Consider the following 26,864-nt stretch of genomic DNA (forward strand, 5'->3'; position numbering starts at 1 on the left):
CGTGATCATTTGTCCCCTCGCCCACTTGTGGGAGAGGGTTAGGGAGAGGGTCGTGAAAAGAACACGGCACTTAGCAAGCACCCTCACCCCCGGCCCCTCTCCCGTAAACGGGCGAGGGGAGAAAATCTGCTGGCAAGAGATCGTGAACAAACTCCTAACCGACAAAAACGCGGGCAGCCGTTACCACCAGCCGCCCGCAGCCGGAATTACATTTCCTTGTTTTCCTTGATGTTCCACGCCACGCTGATTTCCGCGCCCTGGCCACCGCGGTCGGTCTGTTCCCAGTACTGCTTGCGCACGCGGGCGGCCTGGAAGCCGTAGCTCATCACCAGGCGTTCCTGCGGGTCGTTCGGATCGGTGCCTTTGACTTGCGCCGAAGTCACCAGCACTTCTTCGAGGGTGATCTTGGCGAATTCGATCTGGTCGCCGCCGGATTTGCAGGCGGAGAGTTCGATCTTGTCCAGATGCTTGCCGGTAGCGCAGTGCTTGATGATGGCCGGGGAGGATTTGTCCATGTACGCGCTCACGTACAGGTCGTTGAAGCTGGCCTTGCCACTGCTGCCGCCACCGCCGGACGACATGGCGCCGGGCTGGCTGGCGCCCCACGAGAACGACTCGATGTCGCTCCAGCCTTTGTGCTTGCTGTCTTTGGATTCGCCGGTGGTGCCATCCACCTTCATGAACATCGATGCTGCCATGGTGTTGCTCCTTGCTGATCGCTGAATTGAGGGAATTGCCGGTGTTTCTGCCTATTCCAGGAGCGGGCTGCGCCTGCGCATTTCGCGGTCGGGCGGTGCTCGGAATCCTCATGTACCCACGTACACTCCGGTTCCTGCGCGCCGGCCTTCCGCGAACTGCTTTGGCTCGCCCACTCCTGAAACAGTCACTTAACCGTCAGCCTTCTTGAGTGACGGCAACTTCGAAACCAGCCGCAGGGAGACCGTCAGCCCTTCAAGCTGGTAATGCGGGCGCAGAAAGAACTTGGCCGAGTAGTAACCCGGGTTGTCTTCCTGCTCTTCAACCAATACCTCGGCGGCTGCGAGTGGTTTACGCGCCTTGGTGTCTTGCGATGAGTTGGCCGGATCGCCATCGACGTAGCTCATGATCCAGTTGTTGAGCCAGCGCTCCATGTCGTCGCGTTCGTGGAACGAGCCGATCTTGTCGCGCACGATGCACTTGAGGTAATGCGCGAAGCGGCAGCACGCGAACAGGTACGGCAGCCGGGCGGACAGCCGCGCATTGGCGGATGCATCCGGGTCGGTGTATTCGGCCGGCTGCTGTAGCGATTGCGCGCCGATGAAGGCGGCGAAATCCGAATTCTTGCGATGCACCAGCGGCATGAAGCCGTTCTTGGCCAGCTCGGCTTCGCGGCGATCGCTGATGGCGATCTCGGTCGGGCATTTCATGTCCACACCGCCGTCGTCGGACGGGAAGGTGTGGCACGGCAGGTTCTCCACCGCCCCGCCCGATTCCACGCCACGGATCGACGAGCACCAGCCGTAGTTCTTGAACGAACGGTTGATGTTCACGCCCATCGCATATGCCGAATTGGCCCAGGTGTAGCGGTCGTGGCTGGCGCTGTCGGTGTCTTCTTCGAAATCGAATTCGTCCACCGGGTTGGTGCGCGCGCCATACGGCAGGCGGGCCAGGAAACGCGGCACGGTCAGGCCCAGGTAGCGGGCGTCTTCCGAGGCACGCAGGCTGCGCCAGGCGGCGTATTCAGTGTTCTGGAAAATCTTGGTCAGATCACGCGGGTTGGCGAGTTCCTGCCACGATTCCATCTGCATCACCGACGGCGCGGCGGCGGTAATGAACGGGCAATGCGCGGCAGCGGCGATGCGCGCCAGCTCACCCAGCGTTTCCACATCCGGCGGGCTGTGGTCGAACTGGAAATCGCCGATCAGGCAGCCGAACGGCTCGCCGCCGAACTGACCGTATTCCTCTTCGTAAATCTTCTTGAACAGCGGGCTTTGATCCCAGCCGACGCCCTTGTGACGCTTGAGGCTGCGCGCCAGCTCCTTGCGGCCAATCGGCAACACACGAATCTTCAACAGCTCGTCGGTCTCGGTGTTGTTGACGAGGTGATGCAGCCCGCGCCATGCGCCTTCCAGTTGCTGGAAATCGGCGTGGTGCAGCACCTCGTTCACCTGCTCGGATAGCTTGCGGTCGATCTCGGCGATGATGGCCTGGATCGCGCCATAGGCATCGGCCGAGATGGTGACGGTGTGATCGAGCGCCTGCTGGGCCAGCGTACGCACGGCGGTTTCCACCGCACTACGCGCCTGATCGGTTTTGGGGCGAAATTCCTTTTGCAGCAGCGCGGCGAATTCGCTATCGGCGAATTGCGTCTGGCTGCTATCACCCTCGGGGCTGCGAGTGAGGACAGAGGCAAGCTGGTTCATCGCGGCGCTCCGGTGGATTCATCGTTGTGCGGGCTGGCGGCAGCGACCGGCGCGGCAGCCAGTGTTTTCAACAGCGTCGGGTCTTGCAGCACCTTGGAGATCAATTCCTCGGCACCGGATTTACCGTCCATGTACGACAGCAGGTTCGCCAGCTGGGTACGCGCATCCAGCAACTGGCCCAGCGGCTCGACCTTGCGGGCCACGTTGGCGGGGGAGAAATCGTCCAGCCGCTCGAAAGTCAGATCGACCTGCAACAGCCCATCGCCCGTCAGCGTGTTGGGCACCTGGAACGCCACCCGCGGTTGCAGCGATTTCATACGTTCGTCGAAGTTATCGATATCGACTTCCATGAACTTGCGCTCGGCCAGCTCCGGCAGCGGCTCCAGCTGTTGCCCGGCCAGATCGGCCAGCACGCCCATCACGAACGGCAGCTGCACCTTGCGCTCTGCGCCGTAGATTTCGACGTCGTATTCGATCTGCACGCGCGGCGCACGATTGCGCGCGACGAATTTCTGACCGCTGCCAGCGGTGCGGGAATCAGCCATGGTCATGGGCTCCAAATGGATACAAAGGGGGGATCAAGAGAGGGTTGGCGCGGGATGCGCGGGGGGATTGGGGTTGGGGGGTGCGGGTCTGTGCAGTGGTTAGCGCCAGTTCAAAGGCTTTCTGGCAACGCTTTACGTTGCCATCCCCCCCTTTTTGAAGGGGGGTTAGGGGGGATTTCGGCGACATTGCAAACGTCGTAGCAGATTCCATCGACGCAGAAATCCCCCCTACCCCCCCTTCGAGGAAGGGGGGAATGTGTGCCTGGACAAGGTTGTGGATGGATTGCCGCAACATCACGACGTCCTCCCGATCAACAGATCGATCTGCGCCAAACTATCCGGTGCCAAGTCGCGCACGATGTCGTAAAAGCCGAGCTGCATCAGGCGTTGGGCGCGGCGTAGCAGGATGGGTGCGGGGTGGCTGGGCTCGTAGCGCTCCAGATAGAGGCAGACCTTGTCCAGCAGCAGGTTGACGTCGTCGCGGCTGCGCAGCTCCAGCGTCCGCCAGTCCGGCTGGCCGGCCGGGTTGACGGCAATCGGTGTCGCAGCGGCATCAGCTGGCGTATCCACGGCCGGGTCAGCTTCCAGCGCGTTGACCGCTGCCGGGCTGGCGGCTTCGAGCACGCGCTGCAGTGTCTTTTCCAGCGCGGAAACATCCGGCTGCCAGTCATCACCCAGATCAGTGCGGCAGCAGGCGGTGATGTCGTCCAGCGCCTGCAAGGTAGCCGGGATGGCGCGCAAGGCCGGGTCGGCGCTGTCCCAGCTGCGGGCCAGTTCCGCCCGCAGGCGCTCGCGGCCACCGGGGTAGTCGAGCCGCTCGGGCTGCCCGCCATCGAACACCAGTTCGATCTCGCGCAGCATCAGGCCGCTGGCGGCCGGCAGGACGGTGTCGCGCAGCGCCCGCAAGCAGCCTTGCGCATCGAACAGGCCGGCCAGCGCGTTGTAACGCGGCAGCGGATCGTGTTCGCCGTCTTCGTCAAAGCGCGGGTAGACGTTGGCGCGATAGCGGGCCAGCAGCGCGGCGACCAGTTGCGCGCCCTCGGCATACCCGGTCAGCCCGCGTTGCACCGTCCACGCTTGGGTCAACAGCACGGCAACGCGCACGTCCTTGCTGCGTGCCAGTAACTGCTCGGCTTGCGCGATCACCACGCGCCAATCCGGCGCTTGCGCGGGGATGATGGTGTCGCCGTATTGCTGCTCGGCCTGCGGCTGGGCGGCTTGCATCAGCGCAAGGAATTCGGCGGTGTATTCCAGATCGTCGCCACCGGGATGCGCGTCGCTCACCGGCGCAAGCAGCGGCGTCAGGCGATCCGGCACGGGGCGATCTGCAATGGCATCAAGCGGCTGGCTGGACATAAGGGGGGTCATGGGCTGGCTCATTCGAAACGGTGCTCGATCACGCTATCGCTCGCCCCTGCCGGCACCACCAGCTGGGTGCGGTACGGCGGCAACTGGCCGTTGCGGATTTCGATTTCGTAACTGCCGGGCGCGAGCGAGAGCGTCTTCAGCGGCGGGCTCACGCCACGCTTTTTGCCGGCCACGTACACCTCGCCCCACGGCTGGATATGCAATTGCACCGGCACGGCCTTGCCCGGCTTGATCTCATCGACCGGCTTGCCCTCGGCCAGCGGAATGTCATTCTTCGCGGCGGGTGCCGGCTTGTCGGTTGCGGCCGGCGCTTGCCGCGCTTCGGCAGCGGCCAGCAGGCGACGGGCCTCGGCTTCGTGCGTGCCGCCAACGTATTGCTGCAGGTAATGCTGATAGCTGGCGACGGTGTTGGCGGCGCGGGCCTGCTTCCAGTCCAGTGCGTCTTGGTCGGGTTGGGCGGTTGGTTGCGGTGCTACGTCGGCGACTACGCTGGCGGCGACTGGAGCTGCTGGAGTGAGTGGCGCGGGAGTCGGTAACTCCGCCAGCGGAACTCTTGTAGGCAGCGGCGCAGCAGCCAACGGCCTGAGCGTCGGTGCGGGAGCAGGCTGAGCCGCTCGCGGTGTCATCTGCAGCAGCACAAAGGCAACGCCAGCCACGACGACAACGGCGGCCAACCCGATCAGCCAGAACACCTTGCGCGAACGCACTGGTGCTACAGGCGGCGTGGTCGTGGCACCAGTGACGGAAGCGGCTTCGACCCACGCCGCTTCGGCGCGGCTTGGTGCGGGTGGTTCGGCGGGCGGCAGCGGTTCAAGCGGTGTCTCTGCGACAGGCTCGCTACGCACCGGCAACGCAGTCGGCTCCGGCACGCTGTACTGGCCGGGCGCATCCGCTTGCAAACCCAGCAGCCCGGCGAAGGCGACGACGTTTTGCGGTCGGTCTTCGATGCGGACTTGCAGTGCGCGATCGGCCGCTTGCAGCAGACGCGGGCTATAGCCCAGCGCACGGCCGGCCAAAGGCACGTAACTGTCTTGAATACTGCGCACCACCGCGGCCGGTGGCAGCTCGCCGCTCACCAGCACGTGAATCACCGCGCCCAGCGCATACAGATCGGTCCACGGCCCTTGGCGGAACGCCGGGTCGTCGGTGTATTGCTCGATCGGCGCATAACCGGGCTTGAGCATGATGGTGTTGTCATCGACCAGATCGCCGATCAACTTGCGCGCCGCGCCGAAGTCGAGCAGCACCGGCCGGCCATCCGGCTGGATCAGGATGTTGTCGAGCGCGATATCACGATGGAAGCACTGGGCGCGGTGCAGCGTTTCCAGCGCGCCCAGCAACGCGGCCAGCAGCCGCAGGATTTCGCCCTCGGCCAGCGCCCTGCCCCCGCTCAGGCGCTGTTTCAGCGTCTGGCCTTCGTAGAATGGCGTCGCCATGTAGGCGGTGCCGTGGTCTTCCCAGAAGCGGAGCACCTTGATCAGGCACGGGTGATCGAACTGCGCCAGCAGCCGCGCCTCGTTGATGAAGCCGGTCTGCCCGGCCTGGAAGGTGGCGGCGTGGCGTTCGCTGCGCAGCGAGACAGTCAGGTCGCCCCGGCGCACGGCCAGCATGCCGGGCATGTATTCCTTGATCGCCACCACGCGCTGCAGCGCATGATCGAACGCCCGGTAGACGATGCCGAAGCCGCCGATGCCGAGCACGCCGGTGATTTCCAGCTCACCCATGCGATGCCCCACCGGCAGCGGTTGCGCCGCGCCAGAGCCCCCTTGGGCATTGGATTGAGCATTGGTGGACGGCGGATCGAGCAGCGAATCGGTCAACATTGGGCGTATCCCTGCTGCGGCCCGAACAGGCGGGCGAACAGCGCGTTATTCAACTCGCCGGTATGGGCGTGGGTCTGTAGCGGCGAGCCGTCACCCTGATGCGTCCACCAGAAGCTGGTGACGCCATTGGCATCGAAATACAGCGAGAGATCGGGCCAGCCGGACGAAACACTGGCGGGCGATTCCAGCACGGCGAGGATGTCGCCATAGCCGGCGCTGTGCCGCGTGGCGTGCCAATCGTGCGGCAGGCCGGCCAGCTGGCGGGTCAGGTGCTCGACCGAATGGCCGTGGCGAATCGCATCGAGAATGGCGCTGCCGGCTTGGCGGTAGAACGGGCCGGAGCGATCCAGCTGTGCGTTATCAAAACTGGCGAGCGGCAAGGTCTGGATCGCCATGACCGGGTAATAGCGGCCGACGCGATCACAACTCGGGGCCAATGCGCCGAGTTGCACGCAATCGAAGCCAAGCCCCGCCGGCAGCAAGAAATTCCACACCGGGGCGACGGCGTAATGCCGCGCCAGCAGCTGCGGATCAGCCTGCTGCAGCGCCCCAAGGCCGTTCTGCATCCAGCGCTCCCACACGCGCAGCAGCGGGTACGGCAGCTCGCGGGTGACGAAATCGCCGGCGGCCGGAATCTTGCCGTACCAGCCCACGGCGTCGCTGCTGACCGGATAGCTCATGTCATGCAAGGCCATGTTCACGTGCGCCCCGGGCAAGAGAAGGATTCGAGTTGCGGCAACCGGAACGGGCTGCGCACACTGGCGGCGGTCACTTCGAACACCGCCTTGTTGCCGCCGATATCGAAGCTGGCGATGGTCTGCTCCGGCACATGGCCGGGGCTGAGTGCGGCGCGGTCGAACAGCCGGTGCAAGGCCCACGGCCCTTCGGTGACGAAACCGCCGTTCGCGCCATTGGCCCCGACGGTCTGCACCCGTACCTGATTGCTGCCTCGCGTGCCGGGCCACTGGATTTGCATCGGCACCTGCGGGCCATGTGCGTAGCGGACGATCTGGCCGTCGATGTCGATCACGATCTGCGAGATGGCGGCATCGAGCTGGATCGGCTTGAACTCGACCCGGATCGACGGCGTGCGCGCACCGCCAGCGAAATACACATCGCGGATCACCGCCGCCTGCTCGAACGACGGCAGCCATGCCGCCTGTCCACCCGCCTCGCCCTTGAAGCGCCACGGCCGGGCGGCGGTATCGACTTGATTGGCGAGGTGCTTCTGGAAGAAGTCATCCATCAGGCCGGCCGGCGCGAACAGCTGGGCGAAGTCACCCGGCGTCATATCCCGCGCCGAGCCATGTGCCAGCGGATAGCGGCCACTGACCGCCTCGCGGCAGAACACGCCGATATCCGCGCCCACACTTTGGCCAAGCTGCTTTTGCACCACGTGCGCCACGTTGCCATCCGATGCCGTCGCCAGATCGCCCAGCATGTTGCGGAACGGCAGCGGCAAGCGGCCGGCATCGGCGCGAATCTTGCTCAACACCTGATCGCTGGGCGGGGCGTTGCCGTCACGCAAGGCGGCATCGGTGGCGGTCAGGTAGGTGTACAGCTCGTTGAGCGTATCGCGCACCGCGGCAATCGGCGCGGGTGCACCGTTCCCGGCGGAGGTGGTGAACTGGCGCAACCCGGCAAAGCGGCTATCCACCATCTGCTCCGGCCGGTCAGCGCGGGCGGCGGGTTGGCGCGCTGCCGCATCCGGCTTGCCGAACAGGTTTTCCAGCGATTCGCGGCTGGTGGCGACCTTGTCGCGGGCCTGATCGACCAGCGTGCGCTCGTCGCTGCTGCTATCGCGCAGCAAGGTGGTCTCGCGGGCGGCGGCGGTCATCAGCTGCACCAGCGGCGAATCCGGCGCGGACAAGGTGCGGGTGATCTGGATGTTCTGCGCCAGATCGGGGCTGCTGCGCAGGCGCAGATCGCCAAGGAATCCTTCCCACGCGGCGGCGTAATCGGTGAAATACAGCCGCTTCACTTCGCGGGTCCAGTTGGCCATCGTCTCCGGCCCGGTCACTTCCGGCTGCTTCAGCGCCAGCACCCAAGTCTCTTCAAGACCGCGTGCAGTCACGTCGGCCTCGATGCGCGGCGCGAACACCTGCCAGTAACCGCGATACGAAAACAGCCCCGGCACACCTTGATTCAAGCTGGCCCCGCTGGCGCGACGGAACACCAGACTGGCCTGCGGGCCGACCACATCGGCGATGTTGAACGGGGTCAGGCGGTTATCGCTGAGCAAGGTGCGCTTGATGCCGCTATAGCTGCGTTCTGCCAGCGTATGGCTGCGCAGCCGTTCACGCGCTTGCGCCACCAGCGCGTCATCACGGGCATAGGGCGAGCTGACGGCGTGATCGGCAAACAGCCGCGCCAGATGCTGGCGCAAGGCGGTGCGCTGGGCGCGGGTCACGTCGGCACCGAGGCTGCGTTCGATATCCAGCGACAGCCACGCTTGCAGGAAATCAGCGTCGTAATGGCCCGGGTCGTACAGCATCAGGTAGGCCTTGAGCGCGCTGTAGCTGTATTCGATATCGTTGGCCGGCGCGGTGCGCAGGGTCTCTTCCAGCCGTCGCGCCAGTTGCGGCAGCAGGCCGTCTTCCAATGCGCGGGCATATGCGCCATCGGCAGCGGCGTTGAGCTTGCCGCCTTGGAACAAACCAAACCGATAAGTGAGCGGCGGGCTGTTGACGTCGCAATGCGTGCTCGCCGGCAAGGCGCGCAGCAAGTCGAGCGCCGGCATCACCGAGGTAACTTGGCCGCGATCGCTGATCTTCACCGCGCTGATGCGGTTGGCGACGTCCGGCACGCGGGCGGCCACTTCATCGATATAGGCGCGGTTGTTGCTGTAACTGGCGAACCAGCCTAGCGTCAGCAACAGGGTGACCAGCGCCACGGCCGCGTAGCCGGCGCGGCGGGCCCAGCGCTGCCGCAGCTGCCAGCGCTCGTTGCTGCCGGCCAGACCGGCCTCTTTGAAGATCACGTCCTGCATCAGCTGGCGCAGGAAAAAGCTGCGGCCTGGCTCGCTGATCTGCGGGGTATGGGTTTGGCCGTCCACTTGCAGGAAGCGCTTGATGCCGCCCATCACGCGCTCGAACACCGTGCCTTCCTGCGTGCCGCTGGTGAAATACACGCCGCGCAGCAAGGCGCTGGCTTCGAAGCGGGATTCGACGAACACCTGCGCAATGAATTGCCCCAGCACCGCCTGCAGACCGGCGAATTCCTGCGGCAACAGATAGGCCAGTTCACGCTGGCGCGGATCATGGCCGGCCAGCATCTGCTCGGGCAGGCTGGCATAGAGCCGATCCAGCAGCAGCCGGTATTCGGTTGCAAAGACGGCCGGCAGATCGAAGCCCGGCGAGCGCACCGCATTCAGCGGGAAGGTCATGCCCCACACCTGGGCGCGTTCCTCGCGGCCGAGCTGGGCGAAGTATTCGGTGAAGCCGGCCAGCAGATCGACCTTGGTCACCAGCACATAGACCGGGAAGTTGATGCCCAGCTGCGCACGCAACTCTTGCAGGCGCTTGCGCAAGGTCATCGCATGCGCCGTGCGCTCCTGCTCGCTCGCGCCCAGCAGATCGGCAATGCTGATGGTGAGGATCGCGCCGTTGATGGGCTGGCGGGTGCGGAATTTCTTCAGCAGCGCGACAAAGCCCTGCCACTCGTCCTGATCCTGTTCGCGGTTGCTTTCCTGCATGGTGTAGCGGCCGGCGGTATCGATCAGCACCGCCTCGTTGGTGAACCACCAATCACAATTGCGCGTGCCGCCCACGCCGCGAATCGCCGCCTTGCCGAACTGATCCGCCAGCGGGAAATCCAGCCCGGAATTGACCAGCGCGGTGGTCTTGCCCGAGCCCGGCGCGCCGATGAACACGTACCACGGCAGTTGATACAGATACTGCTGCGAGAAGCGCTCCAGCCACTGCCCGCGGCCTTGCGGCGCAAAGCGGGCGGTCTTGAGCCGCTCGGCTGCTTCGTCGAAGCGCACGCGCAGTTCTTCCAGTTGCGGGTTGCTCACCTCGGCCGCAGCGTTGCGCGGCGTAGGGGTGCGAATCTGGTTGAGCAATTGCGCATTGAGCTGCGCCGCCCGCCAGCTGCGATATGCCAGACGTGCCAGCCAGACCGCGAACATGATCACGATCAGCAGCAGGCGCACGGCCTCGCTTTCCAGCGGCCGGAAGCGCCCGATGGCGATCAGCGGCCCCAGCAACCAGATCAGGATCGCGAATGCAATCAGCCCCAGCAAAATCCACAGGTGCCGGCTGAAGATGAAGCCGAACACGCGTGACAGGAACCCGAACACCCGCGTCATGGCTTGGCCTCCGCCTTGGCGTCCACCGGGCCGGGCAACGCCAGCAAGGTGATTTCGACGCGACGGTTGCGGGCGCGATCTTCCGGCGAGTTGTTGGGCGTGACCGGATCGGCCGCGCCACGGCCTTCCGCCCGCACGCGGCCGGGGTTGGTAAGCCGCGCCTGCAGCTGCGCCTTGACGGTATCGGCCCGCGCTTGCGACAGCTCCCAGTTCGAGGCGAAACGCAGCCCACGCGTGGGGATGTCATCGGTGTAGCCCATCACCACCACCGCGCCTTCGGTGGTATTCAGCGCATCGCCGATGCGGGCGAGCAGCGGCTGGTAACGGCCGATGACGGTGGCCGCGCCGGAATCGAACAAGCCGTCGCCACGCAAGATCACCACGCTGCGGTCGGCTTCATCGCGCACGGTGACGAGGCGATCACGAATCTCCGGCTCCAGCAGCTGCGCCAAGCGCGGCTTGACCGGGGCCTTGGCGACAGGCGCAACGGACAGCACACGCGGCAGGCGCAGTTGGTCGATGGCGGTGAAGACGTTGTCCGAATGCCCAGCCAGCAGCACTTGCAAGGTGGCGAACAGCGCCAGGCACAACAACGCGGCGACGGCGGCGACGGCCCAGACCGGCACGATGCGTTGCGCGGTGGGCGGCGCGACGGTCGGGTCTTGCCAGTGCGTTGAGAGCGGCCGTGCGTACTCGCCACGGGCGCTGCGGATGATCTGCAGCAGGCGCTGCTTGAGCGCATCGAGCTGCGAGCGGCCTTGGTCGATCACGCGATAGCGCCCTTCGAAACCCAGCACCAGGCAGAAGTACTGCAGCTCCAGCAGATCGACGTGCTGTTGCGGATGCGGCGAGAGCCGCGCCAGCAACTGGAAGAATTTCTCGCCGCCCCAGGTTTCGTTGTGGAAGGTGACCAGCAAGCTATGCGCCGACCAGACACCGCCGCCGCCCCACGGCGTGAGCGTGGCGGCTTCATCCAGCGTGGTGCACAGGCAGTAGCGAGCGCCGATGATGGTTTCGGTCGGCACGCCAGCCTCGCGGGCGCGCAGCTCGAACTGGCGGATTTCCTCCAGCAACTGGCCGCGCAGCCGTGCCGGATCAGCGTGTTGCACCGTGCTGCGGATTTGCGGCACCAGATTGAGCAACGGGTTGGCCGCAGCGACCAGCGGGTTGCTGCCGCTGATGATGCGCTGCGCCGGCGCAACGGCCGGTGGCGGCATGGCGCTGGCACCACCGCCGGGGTTGGGCGGCACGAAGCCGGCTGGCTGCGCCAGGGGGTCGAAGGCAGTTCCGAAACCGGCGTTCATTCGCGCACCGCCCAGAACTCCATGGTCAGGCCGGGGAAGTCACCGGCCACGTGCAGCGCGAGGCCGCCGGATTTCTCCAGCTGCTTCCAGAATTCGCCGCTCTTCTCCAGCTCGAAATAGGTGTAGCCGGCGTGATAAGGCAATTGCCGTGGCGCGACGGGCAACAGGCGCAACGCAATGCCCGGCAGCTGCAACAGCACCAGATCGCGGATGCGTTCCACCGCACCCATCTTGAGCTGGGCCGGAAAGCGCGTGCGCAGCACGTCGGCCGGCATGTCGGCATTCACCGCCAGTACGAAGCCGGCTTGCTGGATCAGCTCCAGCGACGGAATCTGCGCCACGCGCACGCCGTTGCCGCGTTCCTGCAGCGGGATCGGGATCGCGTGCTGCTCCAGCACCGTGGACAGCGCACGGCGTAGCTCGGCCATCAGCGGCGCGAAGGTGGTGCGCAAGGCGTCGTGCCGGTATTCCGGCAGCACGCCCGGCCGGCGACGTTCGGCGGTATGGGTAGCCAGATCGCAGGCCAGCTTGAGCCAGTCGCCAAACAACTGCATCGGGTGCTGGCAAGCCGCCTGCTGCGCCTGCCAAGTGACGGCGGTATAGCGGTTGATGAGTTCCAGCATCAGGAAATCAGCCACCTCGCCCACGCCGCCGCGGCCGGGTTGGGACAAGCGCTCGGCCAGCACATCGCCGCGTTGCTGCAGCAGACCGTGCAGCTCATCCAGATAGCCGCGCAACACCGGGTGGCGCGTGGCGCTGAGCAATGGCGGGATATAACCGTCGTCCAGCAGCACCAGCCCGTCATTGCGCCGCTCCAGCACGTGCAGCACGCCAAGCGCTTGCCAATCGCCGTTCATGGCCGATTCGGGCAGCAGGCGCAGATCGAGCCGGCCGGCTTGCAACACGGCCGGGCCGAACGATGCGGCGTTGGCGTCTTCGATTTCGAAATCGGTGACGGTGTAGCGGGTCCATTGCTGGCCCTCACCATCACCCAGTTCATCAGTGCCAGCGCGCCAGAGTGGTAGCGCCAGCACGATGGTCTGCTCCTTGAGCTCCGCCGGGATTTCCAGCGCAGCCGGCGCATCGTCGGCATCGAAGCTGAACGGCGTGCCATCCGGCAGCACCCCTGCCCCGCCCTGCAGCACGATGCGGCCCAGCGCCAGCGCGGCGCGATCCAGCTCCAGCCGGTGCCAGCCCCAATGGAAGCCCTGCAGCGGCAAGCTGCGCGCCTGCACGTAGTGCTCGAAGTAGCGCTCAAGCTGCTGGAAGTGATGCGGGCGCAGGAACATGCCTTCGCTCCACACCACGCGCTGCCGCAATGCGGCGGCCATCGCCGGAACCGGGTTATGGGATTTCATCGCCTATTTCGCAACGGGTAATAAATCAATGCCGCCATCCTTGATGGCGACACGCACACGCAATTGATCCGGCGTGGCTTGCCAGAACTTGTAGAGATTCAATTCCTTGGGCTGTGGCAATGGAATGACCTGCCGCCAGCGATTGCTTTCCAATACCCGGTATTCAGCCAGAATACCGATCGCCCGCGCATCCAGATTACCGGGGCGGGTAATGTACTTCACTTCACCGGGGCGAAGAATGACTTGCTCCACGGCAATCAACTCCTGCCCCAATGCCGCATCCGGCTTGTCTTGCAGCCGAAAGAAATCAGTCGATTCGAATGCCGCCGTGGCGCGCAATTCAAATACCTTGACCACAATGGGAGAGGGGCGTTTTTTCAAATCCGCATTAACGTTTTTTTCAGCGGTCAATTCCACTTGATAAGGCGTAGCAGCAGAGCGCGCCGTGGATGCGCAACCGGATAGCACCCCAGCCGCCAGCGCTGCAGCAACGACGACAATGAAACATAAGCCATTGATACGTCTATACAAATCATCACCCCTTGCCCCATGACAACGATCAGCGCAACGATCAGCGACAGCGCATCCCGGCTTGCACAGGGCAGGCCGAAAGCACGAAAGCGGCGACACCAGCACTCACCCATTGGCGAATTGTGATATTGCACATTTTGCATACACACATGTGTGCAGCCATCAATCAGCTGCGCAGACTATGCTCGATTTATTTCAGCGTCAATACAAAATAGCGACCAATTTAATAAGCGCATTTACTTTAGGTTGATTGTTAAAACACGGACTAATCATCTTGAAAAATCAGCCTGTTACCTATCTTTACTGTCACTAAAACTTCACAACAACATACTGGACAGTACGCAAAATTGAAGGTAAAAGCGCGCAAAACGAGCCAATCAAAAAATCATCTCAATCACATATCGCCTTTGTATACTGCTGCATTTCCAACAATTCCTCCCCTCAATTGCGGACATTGAATAATGAAAGCAAAACCGGTTTTGTTTTTTGTATTAATTCAATTGGCAAGCATCATGCTTACGGCATGCCAGAGCACCGATCCGGGCCGCGCCGCCAACGCCGCCCCCACCGCCGCGCAACGCGTCGCGCAGGCCGCCGTCGATGAAGGTGGCAAGCAATACGAGGCCGGCAATTTTCAGGCGGCGATCAAGGTGTTGAGCGGCACCACCGAGATCAGCATGGCTACGCCGGCAACGCAGGTGCAGGCGCACAAGCTGCTGGCGTTCAGCTACTGCGCCAGCGGCAAACCCTCGTTTTGCCATGCCGAATTCCTGAAGATTCTTAACATCGACCCCACTTTTAAACTGTCAGAATCAGAAAGAAATCACCCAGTCTGGGGACCGGTGTTCGAGTCGGCCCGCAAGCAGCACACCTCCTGACAGGAGCCCCGAATGCGATTGACGGTCATCGAACATCGCGGTGAGGCGATGAGCCCGCCGCTGAGCGTGCTGCTGAGCGCCCCCGGCTTCACCATCGGGCGCGGGGCGGATAACCACCTGATCCTGCCCGACGAAACCCGGCAAATCTCCCGCCTGCAAGCCGCCATCCACGTGGGGGCCAGCGGCGTGCAGCTGAAGAACCTGAGCACCGTCTGCCCGATCGAGATCAACGATCAGTTGCTGCCGCAGCAGGCGATTCACCTGCTGGCGGCGGGCGATCACATTCGCATTGGTGCGTATCTGCTGAGTGCGCATGCGGCGGATGCGGTGGCGCTCGCGCCTGTTGCCACGCCTGTTGCAACACCGGCCCCAACGCCGTTGCCAGTCCAGACGCTTGCCGTATCAATGCCAGAATCACCGCCAGCCGCCGCCCCGGTTCCAGCCCCGGTCAGCTGGTCGCCAACCGACATCGCAACACCGCCATCGGGTGGCGGATTCATGGATTTGTTTGACGGAGCAGCCCCTGCTGCTGCGGTCGCCACGGCCGCCCCCGCGCAAGTTCAAATGTCGCCGCCACCGATGGCGACGATCGCCCCGCCACCGCCGACCCCGCCGAAACCAGTGGCGGCGGACATTGCATCGCCACCCTCCACGCCCCCTGCCGCATTCTGGGAAGACCTCGTCGCCGAATTCTCGCCACAACAAGCGCCCGCAACGCTCGTCCCGGCCAGTGATCTGCACGCCGCCCCGCTCGCCGCCCCGCACGAGAGCGCGGCAAAAACCACACAAAGCGCCGCCGAGCCGGATGCGCTGACGGCACTGCGCGGTGTATCGGTCGACCCGTTGGCCTTGTTCGATACGCAGCCCGCCGGCCCGAATGCGCTGTTCGAAGACGGCCCCAGCAGTCTGGTCAACCCGCAAGCGTTCGACCCCATTGCCGGGCTGGGCCTGTCGCCTCCACCTGAGCACACGGCGGAACCGGATCGCACCTCGGCGCTGCGCGAGCATTTCCAGCCGCCCCGCGCCACGGCTTGGCAGGATTCGACCATCGCGACACCCGCCTTCGTCCCGGCTGTCGCCCCCACCGTCATCGCCAGCGCCGATCCAGTCATCCCCACACCCCAAACACCAACTGGCATTACTCCTCCAGCAGCAGAACCAGCACCACAACAGCGGCTGCCAGATGGCAACGCTGCGGAGCTGATCACCGCATTTGCGCAGGGCGCGGGTCTGGGGCCGGATGTCGCGCTCGATGCCGAACAGCTGCGGCTGGCCGGCCGGCTGACCGCCCTCATGCTGGGTGGCGCGATGGCGCTGCTTTCCAGCCGCACCATCATCAAGCGCGAAGTGAAAGCCGACCTGACCATGATCCTCGAACGCGAAAACAACCCGCTCAAGCTGTTGCCGGATGCCAGCACGGTGCTCAAGCAGATGTTCGGCCCGCCCTTCCCCGGCTTCATGCCGCCGGAGCAAGCCGTCGATGACGCCTTCGACGATTTGCACGCGCACCAGATCGGCATGGTGGCCGGCATGCGTGCGGCCTTGCATCAACTGCTGCACAAGGTCAGCCCGGCGGTGGTCGAGCAACAACTGGGCGCAGCCAGCTGGCACGAGAAACTGGCCCCGCGTGGGCGCGATGGCCGAGCCTGGGCGCATTACCGGGCTTTGCACGAAAACATGATTGCCGCCGTCGAGGACGACTTTCACGCCGTCTTCGGGGCGTCTTTCCTCGCCGCCTACGATGCGGAGGTGGAGCACTACCGCCGGCAACGTCGCAAGAGCGCAGCCTGATGTTCGAACAAACGCTGAAACTCACTTGCGCCCATTGCTCCCACGCCGGTCAGCGCGAAGCCAACGAAGACGCGCTCGGCACGCGCATTCGCGATCAGGATGCGTGTTTCGTCTTGAGCGACGGCGTGGGCGGCGAGCGCGGCGGCGGTCAGGCGGCACGGCTGGCGATTCAAGGCGCGTTGCAGCGCTTCGAGAACCACCCGCCGCAAACACTGGAAGCGCTGGCGCAAAGCAGCATGGCTGCCGCCCACGCCAGCATCGTTGCCGAGCAGCAGCGCAACCCGGAACGCGCCCGCATGGCCGCGACGCTGGTCGGCCTGTTCATCGACCGTCGCCTGGGGCTGGCACGCTGGGCACATGCTGGTGACAGCCGCCTGTACCAGTTCCGCCGTGGCGTGCTCATGCAGCGCACCCACGATCACAGTCTGGTGGCGCAACTCGCCGCTGCTGGTTTGCCGCACGACAACGTCAACCCGAATCTGCTCAGCCAGGCATTAGGCCGGCAAGACATGGCCCCTTCCGCCAGCGCCACCAGCTGGCCGCTGGAAGACGGCGATGCCTACCTGCTGTGCACCGATGGCTTCTGGCATGCGCTGGCGGATCACGAGCTGGAAGCGCAGCTACAACTGGCAGACAGCGTCGAAGACTGGATCACGCTGCTGGCGCATCAGGTCAGCCGCCACGGCGCGCACGACAACTACTCCGCCATTGCCGTCTGGGTTGGCAACCCGCAGTCGATCACGCTGGCGCGGGTAGGAGGTGAGGCGGCGTAGGGCGGGTTAACCGCAAGGCGTGATCCGCGCATTCAGCGGACATGGGAAGCATCGACATGCATGGGTCGAACGACCCGGCCTAGATGGCTGGCCTTGGCAGGCCCCCTCTCCCCCGGCCCCTCTCCCGTAAACGGGCGAGGGGAGAAAAACACCAGCATCGCAACGCGAAACAACGTTGCCGCATCAAACAACATCACCCTCTCCTTCAAGGAAAGGGCCGGGGTGAGGATGGTCTGTCCCCCTTTCAAAAGCGCCCCGCCAGCCAGTCCGGCACGGGGGTTTCGGGGATCGAGTGTTTGAGGGCCTTGGCCCGAGTTTTCGATTCCCGCCCGTGACGGGCTGGCTGGCGGGGGAATCTGGCGCTTGCGCCAGACGCTTTTGCAGGGTCGCCTTCTTTTGCTCACTTTTCTTGGCGAGACAAGAAAAGTGAGTCGGCCTGCGGGACGAACTCCCGCTTGTAACGTTGTTGATCGCGCCATCGGCGCTGAACCCCGTCCGCCGGGCGGAACCGGCATGCAACACCTTTACACCGCGCCGCAGGCGCATAACCAAAAAGATCATCAACACCTCCAAGGAATCACGACTACCGCACTAGACCCCCCTGCAAAACCAATACCTTATTTCGTCCATTTTCATACAAATTTGTATCAAAAACATGGAGTTACCGTTTATGCAGTTCAGGATTTTCCTTCAACGTTGGCAGGCTCTTTTACTGACGGCCCTCGTGGCGGCACCTGCCTTCGCTACCTCACCGACTCCCGTGCCAGCGCCGGTCCCGACACTCAAAGCGAGCACCACGCAGCTCTCGACAACCAGTACCGGTTGTTATGCCGCGTGGAACAGCAGCACGGCCTATAACGGTGGCGCGCAGGTGAGCTACAACGGCGTGAATTACCAAGCGGCCTACTGGACGCAAGGCAATAATCCGTCGACCAGCTCCGGCCCGGCCGGCAGCGGCCAACCGTGGATCCCCGCTGGCAGTTGCAGCAGCACACCAACACCAACACCAACACCAACACCAACGCCCACGCCGACACCAACCCCGACACCCACTCCAACGCCCGTGGCAAGCTGCACGGACGGTACGGGGCTCAATTACACCGAGGCGTATAAATCCAACTTGGTGCGCTGGTGCGTGGAACCCCGCGTCTGGGCGTCGAACAGTGCGGATGTCGCCAAGTTCTATGCCTACAGCGAATCGGTCGTGACCACGCTGCAAAGCTTGTTCGGCGTGTCGACCGGTCTGCCGTTCGTGTTCCAGGTGGATTATCCGAATGGCGGCGCGCACACCGGCAGCAACTTCGGCAACGGTGTCTCGGTCACCGGCGATGCGTTCTACAACACCTTCCAGCATCCGACCACCGGGCAAAACATTGTCGGCTTCTGGGGCTATCTGCTCACGCTGCATGAGGCCGTCAACGTCTGGACCGGCACGGTCAGCCCCGGTTGGCCGACGGATTGGTGGGCCGATCACCGCAGCCCGTTCCCGAACTCGATGGACTACCGCGTGATGAAGACCATCGGTGATGCGCAAGGCAACGCCACGCTGCTGCTGGCCTCGGATGCACAGCACTACCGGATGGGTGTGGCAGGCCAGAGCGGCTACGACTCCGAAGTGGCGATGATGGATAGCTTCTACGATCGCTACGGCGGCTATAACGGCTTCGCCCGCACTTTCAAACTGGTGCAAACGGACAACGTGCTGTGGTACCAGGCAGCACCCAATCCATCCAGCCTGCTCAGCGAATACGTCATCGCTTATCTGCAACTGGGCTTTGGCACCACCACGGATCTGACGGCATCGGACTTCATCGCCAGCGGCGTAGGCACCAAGGACACCCTGACGCCGGCTTATACCCCGGACAAGTCCCACGTGAAGGCCATTGCCGATGCGCATTGCTCGATCGCCGGTGCGCGTTCCGATCCCGGTGTTTCGTCGACGGCACTCAACACCGCACTGAGCAATCTGCGTAGCGGCAACTACGCCAGCGCCAAGCTGGTATCGCGCGCATGCACGCTCACGCCGGCAACGTCCGCACCATCGGAATGCAGCTGCGATAGCGGCACAGGCCAGTGGTCCGCGCCTTGGGGGCCGTAATTGTGCGCTGGGTTCGCTTGCTCCGGCTGGTCGGTGCCTTGATTCTGCTTGGGGCATTCAACCTGGCCAACAGCGCACCCGCTGCCTCGTCACCCGCCACGGGTGGCGAGCCCAAGGTGGCCGCTGAAAAGCCAGGCAAATATATGGATGTGTATTCGCTACGCTGCGGCAGCGGCTATTGCGATACACGCACCAGCTACTGCGAAACGATCAAGACCGATGTCCCCGAGTTGCCAAGTGATTACGCGTGCAAACCGCTGCCGAAATCCTGCTTGTCGCAAAGCGCCAGTGGCGTGAAGGATTGCGGCTGCTTTCCGGCGAAAACACGGTGCGACTTCTGCGGCTCCGCCAAGACCGGCGATATCGCGGGCTTTTACAGGACGTGTATTGGCGGGCATTAAGCTGGCTGTTCGCTTTGAATCGTGATTCATGTTCGATTCAAAGTGGGGCAAGGTCTGTTCACCCAAGTAAAAAGCGCCGTTCTCTTTGGCAGGAGAGCGGCGCTTTTTCTTGGGGGCGACAGCGGACAAGCGCGGCGGTTGCTGCGTGCTGGAGCGGGCAGAGGACAAGAAACGCATCGCCACGCACGGGCCGAACGACCGGGCCTACATGGTTTGGCAAGCACCCTCACCCCCAGCCCCTCTCCCACAAGTGGGCGAGGGGAGAAAAACACCGGCACCGCGATACGAACCCCACATCGCCACTACATGGCTGACCACGCCTTGACCGATTTGAAACGGGTGCGGTACTTTTCTCTGGTCGCGTTCAATAGCGCGATCGGGATTGGACTCCCGGCATACTGGCGGACAGCCGCGTAACGCGGCATTTTCATGTCTGCAGCACCCTTGGTACGCCTTCTGCAATGGCGAGCCTAGGCGTGGGCACCTTCGGGTGTGCCGGTTCCAGTGTGCCGGTAGTCCAAACCCGCCTAGTGCTCGCCACCCCGATTGGACTCTGGATGGTGGGCTAAACCGCTCGCACTGGAGGCTCCCATGCCCATTTCCCCACACTCCACCCCCGCACCACCTGACCCCGGCCACCTCATCGCACAAGCCCGTGATGGCTTTGCGGAGTTGGATCAGATTTTTACCATCCTCACCTCCCTGATCGACCAACGCAGCGTCGGCTATCAACTGGCACGCGATGGCCGCCGGTTGGCGGCACGACACCACGCCGCGATGCAGACGCTACCGCGTTACACACGGATCGGAGGCGGTCATGGCTAATCTTCGCGACTGCCCTACCCCACCCAAGCCGACCCTCAACGATTTCAACCATTTTGCCGACCGCAGCCTGGATCACATCGCGCAGCTGGGCTGCATGTTCCGTGCAATGGTCGAAATCGCCGAGCCGGAATCTCATTTGCACGCTTTGGCGCGAGTCGGTGTGTATCTATCGGAGGAGTGGCATTTCGGGCTGGACACAACCCGCTTCGAGACACTGCAACGACTTGGTGCGCCGCTGACCGTGAGCCGGATGACCGATCGGCGTTAGCCGCCATGTGGCAGATCTGGTTGCAAAAAGCCTGTGCTTTAAAAACGCAGGCTTTTTGCCGCCCTTGGTAGGTTGTGGTTGAGCGCAGCGAAGCCCAATATTGGCGCAATCTTCGGCACCTCATGTTGGGCTTCGCTGCGCTCAACCACACGGGCTTACCCGGCCTTCACCAATACGCCCCTAACCTGCCGCGGCCGGACGATCTGCGTGTAGACAACCACAAGCGCGACCGCAAGCATGGCCGTGCCGACCGTAAACGACGCGCCGATGCGGTGTGCCAGCAATACCTGCGCATCCAGCATGCTGGAACCGGCCGAGGCGAACACGACCACGAGGATACCGAGCCCGAGCGAGCCGCCGATCTGGTGCGCCACGTTCACCAGCCCGGATGCTGCACCCGCGTCTTCCGCAGCAACGCCGGCAATGCCAGCGACCGTGAGCGGGCTGAGCGAGCCGCCTTGGCCGATGCCGATCAGGATCATCGGCAGCGCAACGCCGGTTAGATAGCGCGTACTGGCCGAAACACCGCTGAGCCAGGCCAGGCCGATCAGCGCCAAGGTCAGGCCACCGGCGAGCAAGCGCCCGTTCCCGAAGCGCCGAGTCAGCCTCGGTACTGCCATCGCCGTCGCGAAGTTAGCCAGCGTGGTCGGCAGGAAGGCAACGCCCGCCTGGAATGGACTGAAGCCGAGTAAGCCTTGCAGGTATTGGGTGGTGAAGAACCAGAAACCGACCATTGCGCCCAGGAACAGGAGGCGAGCGGCGTAGGCCGCGGCGCGCTCCCGGCTGGCGAACAAGCGCAGCGGCATGATGGGCTGCGGTGCCCGCCACTCGTTGAAAACGAAGAAGCCGAGCAGCACGATCGCACTAACAAGTGGAACAACGGTAAGCGGATCGCTCCAGCCGGCGGATGCCGAGCGAACGACACCGTAGACGAGGGCGAACATGCCAATGGTCGAACTCAGCGCACCCGCCACGTCGAACTGGCCGGAACGGCGCTCCGTCTCGATGAGGTAGCGCTTGGCGCCGAGCATCAGGGCGATGCCGATGGGCAGGTTGATGAAAAACCCGACGCGCCAGGACAGCCAGTCCGCAAAAACGCCACCAAGCACGAGGCCGATGCTGGCACCGATGCCGGCGACGGCACCGTAGTAACCGACTGCACGGGTGCGCTCTTCGCCCTCCCGGAAATTCGTCGATAGCAGCGCCAGCGTCGACGGTGCGAGGATCGCCGCGCCCATGCCCTGGATCGCACGGGCGGCAAGCAGCCACGCGGGGGACTGCGCCAGACCAATCGCCAGCGACGTGACGGTAAAGAGCGCGAGCCCGGCCATGAACATGCGGCGGCGGCCTAGGATGTCACCGGCGCGTGCCCCCAGCAGCAGCAAGCCGCCGAAGGTGAGCGTATAGGCGTTCTGTACCCATGAGAGCGCCGTGGTCGAGAAGTGCAGCCCCTCGCGAATCTTCGGCAGCGCCGTGATGACGATCGAGATATCGAGCACGATCATCAAATAGCTGACGAGCACGATGGCCAGCACCGGCAGCTTGCTGGCGTGCGTTGGAGTGCTCATGGCTGGCTCGCCGATTTCACGCGGTATTGCGCATCGCTGACTGGCTCCATGAAGTCGGCCGTCTTGCCGTCGATCTGTTCCTGAATGGCGATATGCGTCATGGCCGTGCTGGCTGCCGCGCCATGCCAGTGCTTCTCGCCGGCCGGAATCCACACCACGTCGCCCGGACGGATTTCATTGATCAGGCCATCCCAGCGCTGCACCAGCCCACAGCCAGCCGTCACGATCAGCGTCTGGCCCAGCGGGTGGGTGTGCCAGTGCGTGCGCGCGCCCGGCTCGAAGGTGACGCTCACGCCGAGCGCCCGGGCCGGCTCGTTGGCCTGGAACAGCGGATCGACGCGCACGGTGCCGTTGAAATACTCAGCCGGCCCTTGCGCAGACGATTGGGAACCACTTCGTTTGATGTCCATTTCAAGCATCCTTTTGTCGAATGTCGCAGTCATCGGTGAGTGACTGCAGATGGCAAAAAGGTATCAAGGACGAGCACCTATGATTAGATGGCACAATCGGCATGGGCTTATGATTTGAATTCATGAATCGGATCTGAATGGGGCATGCATGGCACGCGAGAACTTCAATGACCTGCAGGCCTTCCTCATCGTTGCGCGTGAGGGGAGCTTTACCCGCGCAGCCGCACAGCTCGGGGTATCGCAATCGGCACTGAGCCACGCAATCCGGGGGCTGGAAGCGCGGCTGGGTGTTCGGCTGCTGACTCGGACCACGCGCAGCGTTTCGCCCACGGTTGCGGGCGAGCGCCTGATGCAGACGGTGGGGCCGCGTTTCGAGGAAATCGAAGCCGAACTCGCCGCATTGAGCGAGTTGCGGGACAAACCCGCCGGCACGATCCGCATCACCGCCGCCGAGCACGCAGCGAGTTACGTGCTCTGGCCGAAACTGTCGACGTTCCTGCAGGGCTACCCGGACATCGCCATCGAGATCAACACCGACTACCGGCTGACCGACATCGTGGCCCAGCGGTACGACGCAGGCGTGCGTCTGGGCGATCAGGTGGAAAAAGACATGATCGCCGTGCGCATCGCGCCCGATTTGCGCATGGCAGCGGTGGGCGCGCCGGACTATTTCTCCAAGCGACCGCCACCCCGGATGCCACACGATCTGGCCGCGCACAGCTGCATCAATCTCCGGCTGGCGACGCTCGGCGGGCTCTATGCCTGGGAATTCGAAAAGGATGGTTACGCCATCAAGGCACGCGTAGAGGGCCAGTGGATCTTCAACGGCAGCCAGCACATCGTCAGGGCGGCCCTGGCCGGCTTTGGCGTCGCTTATGTACCGGAAGACATGGTGCTGCAGCACATCGCCGAAGGCCGCCTGCAACCCGTGCTTCAAGACTGGTGGCCCACGTTCCCCGGCTACCACCTCTATTACCCAAGCCGCCGCCAGGCTTCACCCGCGTTCGCGCTGATGGTCGATGCGCTGCGGTATCAGGGCGAATAGCGACGACAGGCCACAATCCCTCACCCTCCCGTGCAAGGCTTTGCCTTGTGCAGGGACGGTGGGCGAAGGGATAACTTCCCTGAGCGATTGGCATTGCCGCTGTCGCAGGGCTTTTTGCTGCATTGAGCAAGCGGTGCACGTAGGTTCCCCAATATTTCGCCGGCTGTCGCGCTCATTCCACACTTCGTCGGGTTGTATCCAGCCGAGGTGGGTTGCCCGATCGTTCCACGCTAGGATTCGTCACTGAAAGCGCTTTCAATTTCGTGCAAGTTTGTATCCAAATTCATGGAGTTACGCTCATGCAGTCAAGGATTTCCCTCAAACGGTGGCAGGCTTTTTTACTAACCTCACTCGCGGCGGCACCGGCTTTCGCCAGCTATCCCGCCTGGCAACCGGACGTGTATTACACCGCCGGCACCATCGTGCTCTACGGCGGCCACGACTATAAGGCACTGGTCAGCCAGACCGACTACAGCGGCACCGGCTGGAACCCGACCGTGACCACCCTGTGGACCGATCTTGGCGCGGATACCGGTAGCACTCCAACTCCGACCGCGACGCCGGTGCCGACTCCCAAGCCAACGGCGACACCAACGCCGACCGCCACACCGGTCCCCACGCCCACGGCAACACCCACCCCGACTCCGGCACCGGTCGGCCCGAGCGGTTACACCTTCTGCGCGACCGAGAATCAGACCTGTAACTTTAGCGGCACCCGTACCGTTGCCTATGGCGCGAACGGCACATTCGCGTACCAGAACTTCACCAGCAGTACGGCTTGCAACAATACCGTCTTTGGCGATCCGTTGAACGGCGTGGTCAAGGCTTGTTATTACACGAACGTCACCATCACCCCGACCCCCACTCCGGCCCCGACACCAACCCCGGTGGCGAACTGCACGGATTCGACCGGTCTGGTTTACACCGAGGCGTACAAATCGAACCTGGTGCGCTGGTGCGTGGAGCCCCGCGTCTGGGCGGCGAACAGCGCTGATGTGGCCAAGTTCTACGCCTATAGCGAATCGGTGGTGACCACGCTGCAAAACCTGTTCGGCACGTCGACCAACTTGCCGTTCGTGTTCCAGGTGGATTATCCGAACGGCGGCGCGCATACCGGCAGTAACTTCGGCACTGGCGTTTCGGTGACGGGTGACGCGTTCTATGACAACTACCAGCATCCGGTCACCGGGCAAAACATCCCCGGCTTCTGGGGCTACCTGCTCACGCTGCATGAATCCGTCAACGTCTGGACTGGCGCGGTCAGCCCCGGTTGGCCGATGGATTGGTGGGCCGATCACCGCAGCCCGTTCCCGAACTCGATGGACTTCCGCATCATGAAGACCATCGGCGATGCACAAGGCAACACCACACTGCAGACAGCTGCCGATGCACAGCACTACCGGATGGGCGTGGCGGGCCAGAGCGGCTATGACTCGGAAGTGGCGATGATGGATAACTTCTACGATCGTTATGGCGGCTACAACGCCTTCGCCCGCACCTTCAAGCTGATGCAAACCGACAATATGAAGTGGAATCAGGCGGCATCCACGCCGTCCAGCCTGCTCAGCGAGTACGTCATCGCCTATCTGCAGCTGGGATTCGGCACCAAGACCGATCTGACGGCATCGGATTTCATCGCCAGCGGCGTCGGCACCTTGGACACCGCGACTCCGGCCTATACCCCGGACAAGGCGCATATCAAGGCCATCGCCGATGCGCATTGCTCGATTGCCGGTGCGCGGACCGATCCAGCCATCTCGTCGACGGCACTCAATACGGCGCTTACCAATCTGCACAACGGCAATTACGCCAGCGCGAAGATCGCATCGCGTTCGTGCACGCTCACGCCGGCAACGTCCGTGCCGTCTGAATGCAGCTGCAATACCGGCACAGGCCAATGGTCTGCGCCGTGGACCCCGTAATGGGTCTGATGCAACTCGCTTGAGTTTGCTTGCTTAAGTAAAAAGCGCCGCACTCCTCGACGGGAGAGCGGCGCTTTTTTTGGCTGCGGTAAAAACCGTGTAGGAGCGAGCTTGCTCGCGATGACAATGTGGAATAAGTAGTGCCATCGCGAGCAAGCTCGCTCCTACATAATCCCAATGAAGTCACCTCAGGTGCTCAAGCGGCGCTCCAATCCAGCACCACCTTGCCGCTATTGCCCGACAACATCGTTTCGAACGCTAGCTGGTAGTCGTCGATCGGAAAGGTGTGGGTGAGGATCGGCGATAGATCGAGGCCGCTCTGCAGCATCGCCACCATCTTGTACCAGGTCTCGAACATCTCGCGGCCGTAGATGCCCTTGATCTCCAGCCCCTTGAAGATGACCTGGTTCCAGTCGATGGCCGTTGGGCCGGGCGGGATGCCCAGCAGCGCAATCTTGCCGCCGTGGTTCATCGCTTCCAGCATGCCGGTGAAGGCGCTCGGCACGCCGGACATTTCCATGCCGACATCAAAGCCCTCGGCCATGCCCAGTTCGCGCATCACATCGCGCAGATTCTCGTTCATCACATTGACCGCCCGCGTCGCGCCCATCTGCCGCGCCAGCCCGAGCCGATAGTCATTGACGTCGGTGATCACCACGTTACGTGCGCCAACGTGTTTGGCAATGGCGACGGCCATCACGCCAATCGGCCCGGCCCCGGTGATCAGCACATCCTCGCCGACCAGATTGAACGTCAGCGCGGTATGCGTGGCGTTGCCGAACGGATCGAAAATGGCAGCGAGATCGTCGGAAATATCGGGCGGGATCTTGAAGGCGTTGAAGGCCGGAATCGCCAGATACTCGGCAAACGCGCCCTCACGGTTCACGCCAACGCCGACTGTATTGCGGCACAAATGACGTCGCCCGGCGCGGCAGTTGCGGCAGAAGCCACAGGTGATGTGTCCTTCGCCGGAGACCCGATCGCCAATGGCGAAACCTCGCACCTCCATGCCCATCTCGACGATTTCGCCGACATATTCGTGGCCGACCTGCATCGGCACGGGAATCGTCTTTTGCGCCCAGTCATCCCACTTCCAGATGTGGATGTCGGTGCCGCAGATGGCCGTTTTCTTGATGCGGATGAGGACGTCGTTATGCCCGACGTCCGGCCGCCGCACCCGCGTAAGCGTGAGGCCGGGTGCGCGTTCGAGTTTTGCGAGTGCTTTCATGGCTTTGCCTTTGGGAG

22 protein-coding genes are annotated in these 26,864 nt (G+C 63.5%); 9 read left to right on the top strand and 13 right to left on the bottom strand.

From position 1 onward, the window contains the following. Window positions 1-206: 206 nt before the first annotated feature. The 10 genes from BR41_RS14880 to tssJ form a co-directional block, all read right to left on the bottom strand. Window positions 207-698, bottom strand: a complete 492-nt coding sequence (locus BR41_RS14880) for an Hcp family type VI secretion system effector (RefSeq protein WP_035058372.1) — start codon at window positions 696-698, stop codon at window positions 207-209. A 189-nt stretch (window positions 699-887) separates the two neighbouring features. Then, window positions 888-2,402, bottom strand: coding sequence for a type VI secretion system contractile sheath large subunit (gene tssC, locus BR41_RS14885; RefSeq protein WP_035058374.1), 1,515 nt, complete (start codon window positions 2,400-2,402; stop codon window positions 888-890). Then, on the bottom strand, window positions 2,399-2,947 hold the full coding sequence (tssB, locus tag BR41_RS14890; RefSeq protein WP_035058575.1) for a type VI secretion system contractile sheath small subunit: 549 nt from the start codon (window positions 2,945-2,947) through the stop codon (window positions 2,399-2,401). Before tssB ends, tssC begins: the two co-directional genes overlap by 4 nt. A 294-nt stretch (window positions 2,948-3,241) precedes the next feature. Beyond that, on the bottom strand, window positions 3,242-4,315 hold the full coding sequence (tssA, locus tag BR41_RS14895; protein ID WP_211251756.1) for a type VI secretion system protein TssA: 1,074 nt from the start codon (window positions 4,313-4,315) through the stop codon (window positions 3,242-3,244). Between the two features lie 8 nt (window positions 4,316-4,323). Continuing rightward, window positions 4,324-6,138: a serine/threonine protein kinase gene (locus BR41_RS14900; RefSeq protein ID WP_084187218.1), complete on the bottom strand. Its 1,815-nt coding sequence runs from the start codon at window positions 6,136-6,138 to the stop codon at window positions 4,324-4,326. After that, on the bottom strand, window positions 6,132-6,833 hold the full coding sequence (gene tagF, locus BR41_RS14905) for a type VI secretion system-associated protein TagF (RefSeq protein ID WP_211251757.1): 702 nt from the start codon (window positions 6,831-6,833) through the stop codon (window positions 6,132-6,134). Before tagF ends, BR41_RS14900 begins: the two co-directional genes overlap by 7 nt. A gap of 2 nt (window positions 6,834-6,835) precedes the next feature. Then, entirely contained in the window at window positions 6,836-10,447 is a 3,612-nt protein-coding gene (gene tssM / locus BR41_RS14910) for a type VI secretion system membrane subunit TssM (RefSeq protein ID WP_035058376.1), read from the bottom strand. Beyond that, window positions 10,444-11,751, bottom strand: a complete 1,308-nt coding sequence (locus BR41_RS14915; protein WP_035058378.1) for a DotU family type VI secretion system protein — start codon at window positions 11,749-11,751, stop codon at window positions 10,444-10,446. The genes tssM and BR41_RS14915 overlap by 4 nt, the downstream gene beginning before the upstream one ends. Further along, the gene (tssK, locus tag BR41_RS14920) at window positions 11,748-13,109 is read right to left on the bottom strand and encodes a type VI secretion system baseplate subunit TssK (RefSeq protein WP_035058380.1); all 1,362 of its coding nucleotides are present in this window, start codon (window positions 13,107-13,109) and stop codon (window positions 11,748-11,750) included. Before tssK ends, BR41_RS14915 begins: the two co-directional genes overlap by 4 nt. Window positions 13,110-13,112: 3 nt before the next feature. Then, the gene (gene tssJ / locus BR41_RS14925; protein WP_211251758.1) at window positions 13,113-13,640 is read right to left on the bottom strand and encodes a type VI secretion system lipoprotein TssJ; all 528 of its coding nucleotides are present in this window, start codon (window positions 13,638-13,640) and stop codon (window positions 13,113-13,115) included. A 461-nt stretch (window positions 13,641-14,101) separates the two neighbouring features. Between tssJ and BR41_RS14930 the strand changes: the two genes are divergently transcribed. The 7 genes from BR41_RS14930 (at window position 14,102) to BR41_RS14965 (ending at window position 20,674) form a co-directional block, all read left to right on the top strand. Continuing rightward, window positions 14,102-14,518, top strand: coding sequence for a TssQ family T6SS-associated lipoprotein (locus tag BR41_RS14930; protein ID WP_035058382.1), 417 nt, complete (start codon window positions 14,102-14,104; stop codon window positions 14,516-14,518). A 12-nt stretch (window positions 14,519-14,530) separates the two neighbouring features. Continuing rightward, a complete protein-coding gene (gene tagH, locus BR41_RS14935) occupies window positions 14,531-16,309 on the top strand; it encodes a type VI secretion system-associated FHA domain protein TagH (RefSeq protein ID WP_035058385.1) in 1,779 nt (592 codons plus the stop codon). Next, window positions 16,309-17,082: a PP2C family protein-serine/threonine phosphatase gene (locus BR41_RS14940; protein WP_035058388.1), complete on the top strand. Its 774-nt coding sequence runs from the start codon at window positions 16,309-16,311 to the stop codon at window positions 17,080-17,082. Before tagH ends, BR41_RS14940 begins: the two co-directional genes overlap by 1 nt. 724 nt (window positions 17,083-17,806) lie before the next feature. Then, complete coding sequence (locus BR41_RS24930; protein WP_281174010.1) at window positions 17,807-19,180, top strand: carbohydrate-binding protein; 1,374 nt, start codon at window positions 17,807-17,809, stop codon at window positions 19,178-19,180. 2 nt (window positions 19,181-19,182) lie between these two features. Continuing rightward, a complete protein-coding gene (locus BR41_RS14955; protein ID WP_156970717.1) occupies window positions 19,183-19,581 on the top strand; it encodes a hypothetical protein in 399 nt (132 codons plus the stop codon). Window positions 19,582-20,172: 591 nt separating this feature from the next. Continuing rightward, complete coding sequence (locus BR41_RS14960) at window positions 20,173-20,406, top strand: hypothetical protein (protein ID WP_035058397.1); 234 nt, start codon at window positions 20,173-20,175, stop codon at window positions 20,404-20,406. After that, window positions 20,399-20,674 (top strand): hypothetical protein, encoded by a 276-nt coding sequence (locus tag BR41_RS14965; RefSeq protein WP_035058400.1) that lies wholly within the window; start codon window positions 20,399-20,401, stop codon window positions 20,672-20,674. Before BR41_RS14960 ends, BR41_RS14965 begins: the two co-directional genes overlap by 8 nt. A gap of 155 nt (window positions 20,675-20,829) precedes the next feature. On the opposite strand, the gene BR41_RS14970 is transcribed toward BR41_RS14965, so the two are convergent. Both BR41_RS14970 and BR41_RS14975 read right to left on the bottom strand, forming a co-directional pair. After that, window positions 20,830-22,242: an MFS transporter gene (locus BR41_RS14970; protein ID WP_035058403.1), complete on the bottom strand. Its 1,413-nt coding sequence runs from the start codon at window positions 22,240-22,242 to the stop codon at window positions 20,830-20,832. After that, on the bottom strand, window positions 22,239-22,652 hold the full coding sequence (locus BR41_RS14975) for a (R)-mandelonitrile lyase (protein ID WP_035058407.1): 414 nt from the start codon (window positions 22,650-22,652) through the stop codon (window positions 22,239-22,241). The genes BR41_RS14970 and BR41_RS14975 overlap by 4 nt, the downstream gene beginning before the upstream one ends. Before the next feature lie 148 nt (window positions 22,653-22,800). Between BR41_RS14975 and BR41_RS14980 the strand changes: the two genes are divergently transcribed. Together BR41_RS14980 and BR41_RS24935 are read left to right on the top strand one after the other, a co-directional pair. Beyond that, window positions 22,801-23,697: a LysR family transcriptional regulator gene (locus BR41_RS14980; RefSeq protein WP_035058410.1), complete on the top strand. Its 897-nt coding sequence runs from the start codon at window positions 22,801-22,803 to the stop codon at window positions 23,695-23,697. A gap of 299 nt (window positions 23,698-23,996) precedes the next feature. Next, window positions 23,997-25,619: a carbohydrate-binding protein gene (locus BR41_RS24935; RefSeq protein WP_035058413.1), complete on the top strand. Its 1,623-nt coding sequence runs from the start codon at window positions 23,997-23,999 to the stop codon at window positions 25,617-25,619. A gap of 196 nt (window positions 25,620-25,815) precedes the next feature. On the opposite strand, the gene tdh is transcribed toward BR41_RS24935, so the two are convergent. Then, on the bottom strand, window positions 25,816-26,847 hold the full coding sequence (gene tdh / locus BR41_RS14990) for an L-threonine 3-dehydrogenase (RefSeq protein ID WP_035058415.1): 1,032 nt from the start codon (window positions 26,845-26,847) through the stop codon (window positions 25,816-25,818). Window positions 26,848-26,864 lie beyond the last annotated feature (17 nt).

It is taken from the genome of Andreprevotia chitinilytica DSM 18519, assembly GCF_000711875.1.
Classification (GTDB): domain Bacteria; phylum Pseudomonadota; class Gammaproteobacteria; order Burkholderiales; family Chitinibacteraceae; genus Andreprevotia; species Andreprevotia chitinilytica.

Excerpts from the sequence above, each read along its gene's own strand:
- BR41_RS14880 (WP_035058372.1), bottom strand. The coding sequence starts at position 698 with ATGGCAGCATCGATGTTCATGAAGGTGGATGGCACCACCGGCGAATCC.
- tssC (WP_035058374.1), bottom strand. The coding sequence starts at position 2,402 with ATGAACCAGCTTGCCTCTGTCCTCACTCGCAGCCCCGAGGGTGATAGC.
- tssB (WP_035058575.1), bottom strand. The coding sequence starts at position 2,947 with ATGGCTGATTCCCGCACCGCTGGCAGCGGTCAGAAATTCGTCGCGCGC.
- tssA (WP_211251756.1), bottom strand. The coding sequence starts at position 4,315 with ATGACCCCCCTTATGTCCAGCCAGCCGCTTGATGCCATTGCAGATCGC.
- BR41_RS14900 (WP_084187218.1), bottom strand. The coding sequence starts at position 6,138 with ATGTTGACCGATTCGCTGCTCGATCCGCCGTCCACCAATGCTCAATCC.
- tagF (WP_211251757.1), bottom strand. The coding sequence starts at position 6,833 with ATGGCCTTGCATGACATGAGCTATCCGGTCAGCAGCGACGCCGTGGGC.
- tssM (WP_035058376.1), bottom strand. The coding sequence starts at position 10,447 with ATGACGCGGGTGTTCGGGTTCCTGTCACGCGTGTTCGGCTTCATCTTC.
- BR41_RS14915 (WP_035058378.1), bottom strand. The coding sequence starts at position 11,751 with ATGAACGCCGGTTTCGGAACTGCCTTCGACCCCCTGGCGCAGCCAGCC.
- tssK (WP_035058380.1), bottom strand. The coding sequence starts at position 13,109 with ATGAAATCCCATAACCCGGTTCCGGCGATGGCCGCCGCATTGCGGCAG.
- BR41_RS14930 (WP_035058382.1), top strand. The coding sequence starts at position 14,102 with ATGAAAGCAAAACCGGTTTTGTTTTTTGTATTAATTCAATTGGCAAGC.
- tagH (WP_035058385.1), top strand. The coding sequence starts at position 14,531 with ATGCGATTGACGGTCATCGAACATCGCGGTGAGGCGATGAGCCCGCCG.
- BR41_RS14940 (WP_035058388.1), top strand. The coding sequence starts at position 16,309 with ATGTTCGAACAAACGCTGAAACTCACTTGCGCCCATTGCTCCCACGCC.
- BR41_RS14960 (WP_035058397.1), top strand. The coding sequence starts at position 20,173 with ATGCCCATTTCCCCACACTCCACCCCCGCACCACCTGACCCCGGCCAC.
- BR41_RS14965 (WP_035058400.1), top strand. The coding sequence starts at position 20,399 with ATGGCTAATCTTCGCGACTGCCCTACCCCACCCAAGCCGACCCTCAAC.
- BR41_RS14970 (WP_035058403.1), bottom strand. The coding sequence starts at position 22,242 with ATGAGCACTCCAACGCACGCCAGCAAGCTGCCGGTGCTGGCCATCGTG.
- BR41_RS14975 (WP_035058407.1), bottom strand. The coding sequence starts at position 22,652 with ATGGACATCAAACGAAGTGGTTCCCAATCGTCTGCGCAAGGGCCGGCT.
- BR41_RS14980 (WP_035058410.1), top strand. The coding sequence starts at position 22,801 with ATGGCACGCGAGAACTTCAATGACCTGCAGGCCTTCCTCATCGTTGCG.
- BR41_RS24935 (WP_035058413.1), top strand. The coding sequence starts at position 23,997 with ATGCAGTCAAGGATTTCCCTCAAACGGTGGCAGGCTTTTTTACTAACC.
- tdh (WP_035058415.1), bottom strand. The coding sequence starts at position 26,847 with ATGAAAGCACTCGCAAAACTCGAACGCGCACCCGGCCTCACGCTTACG.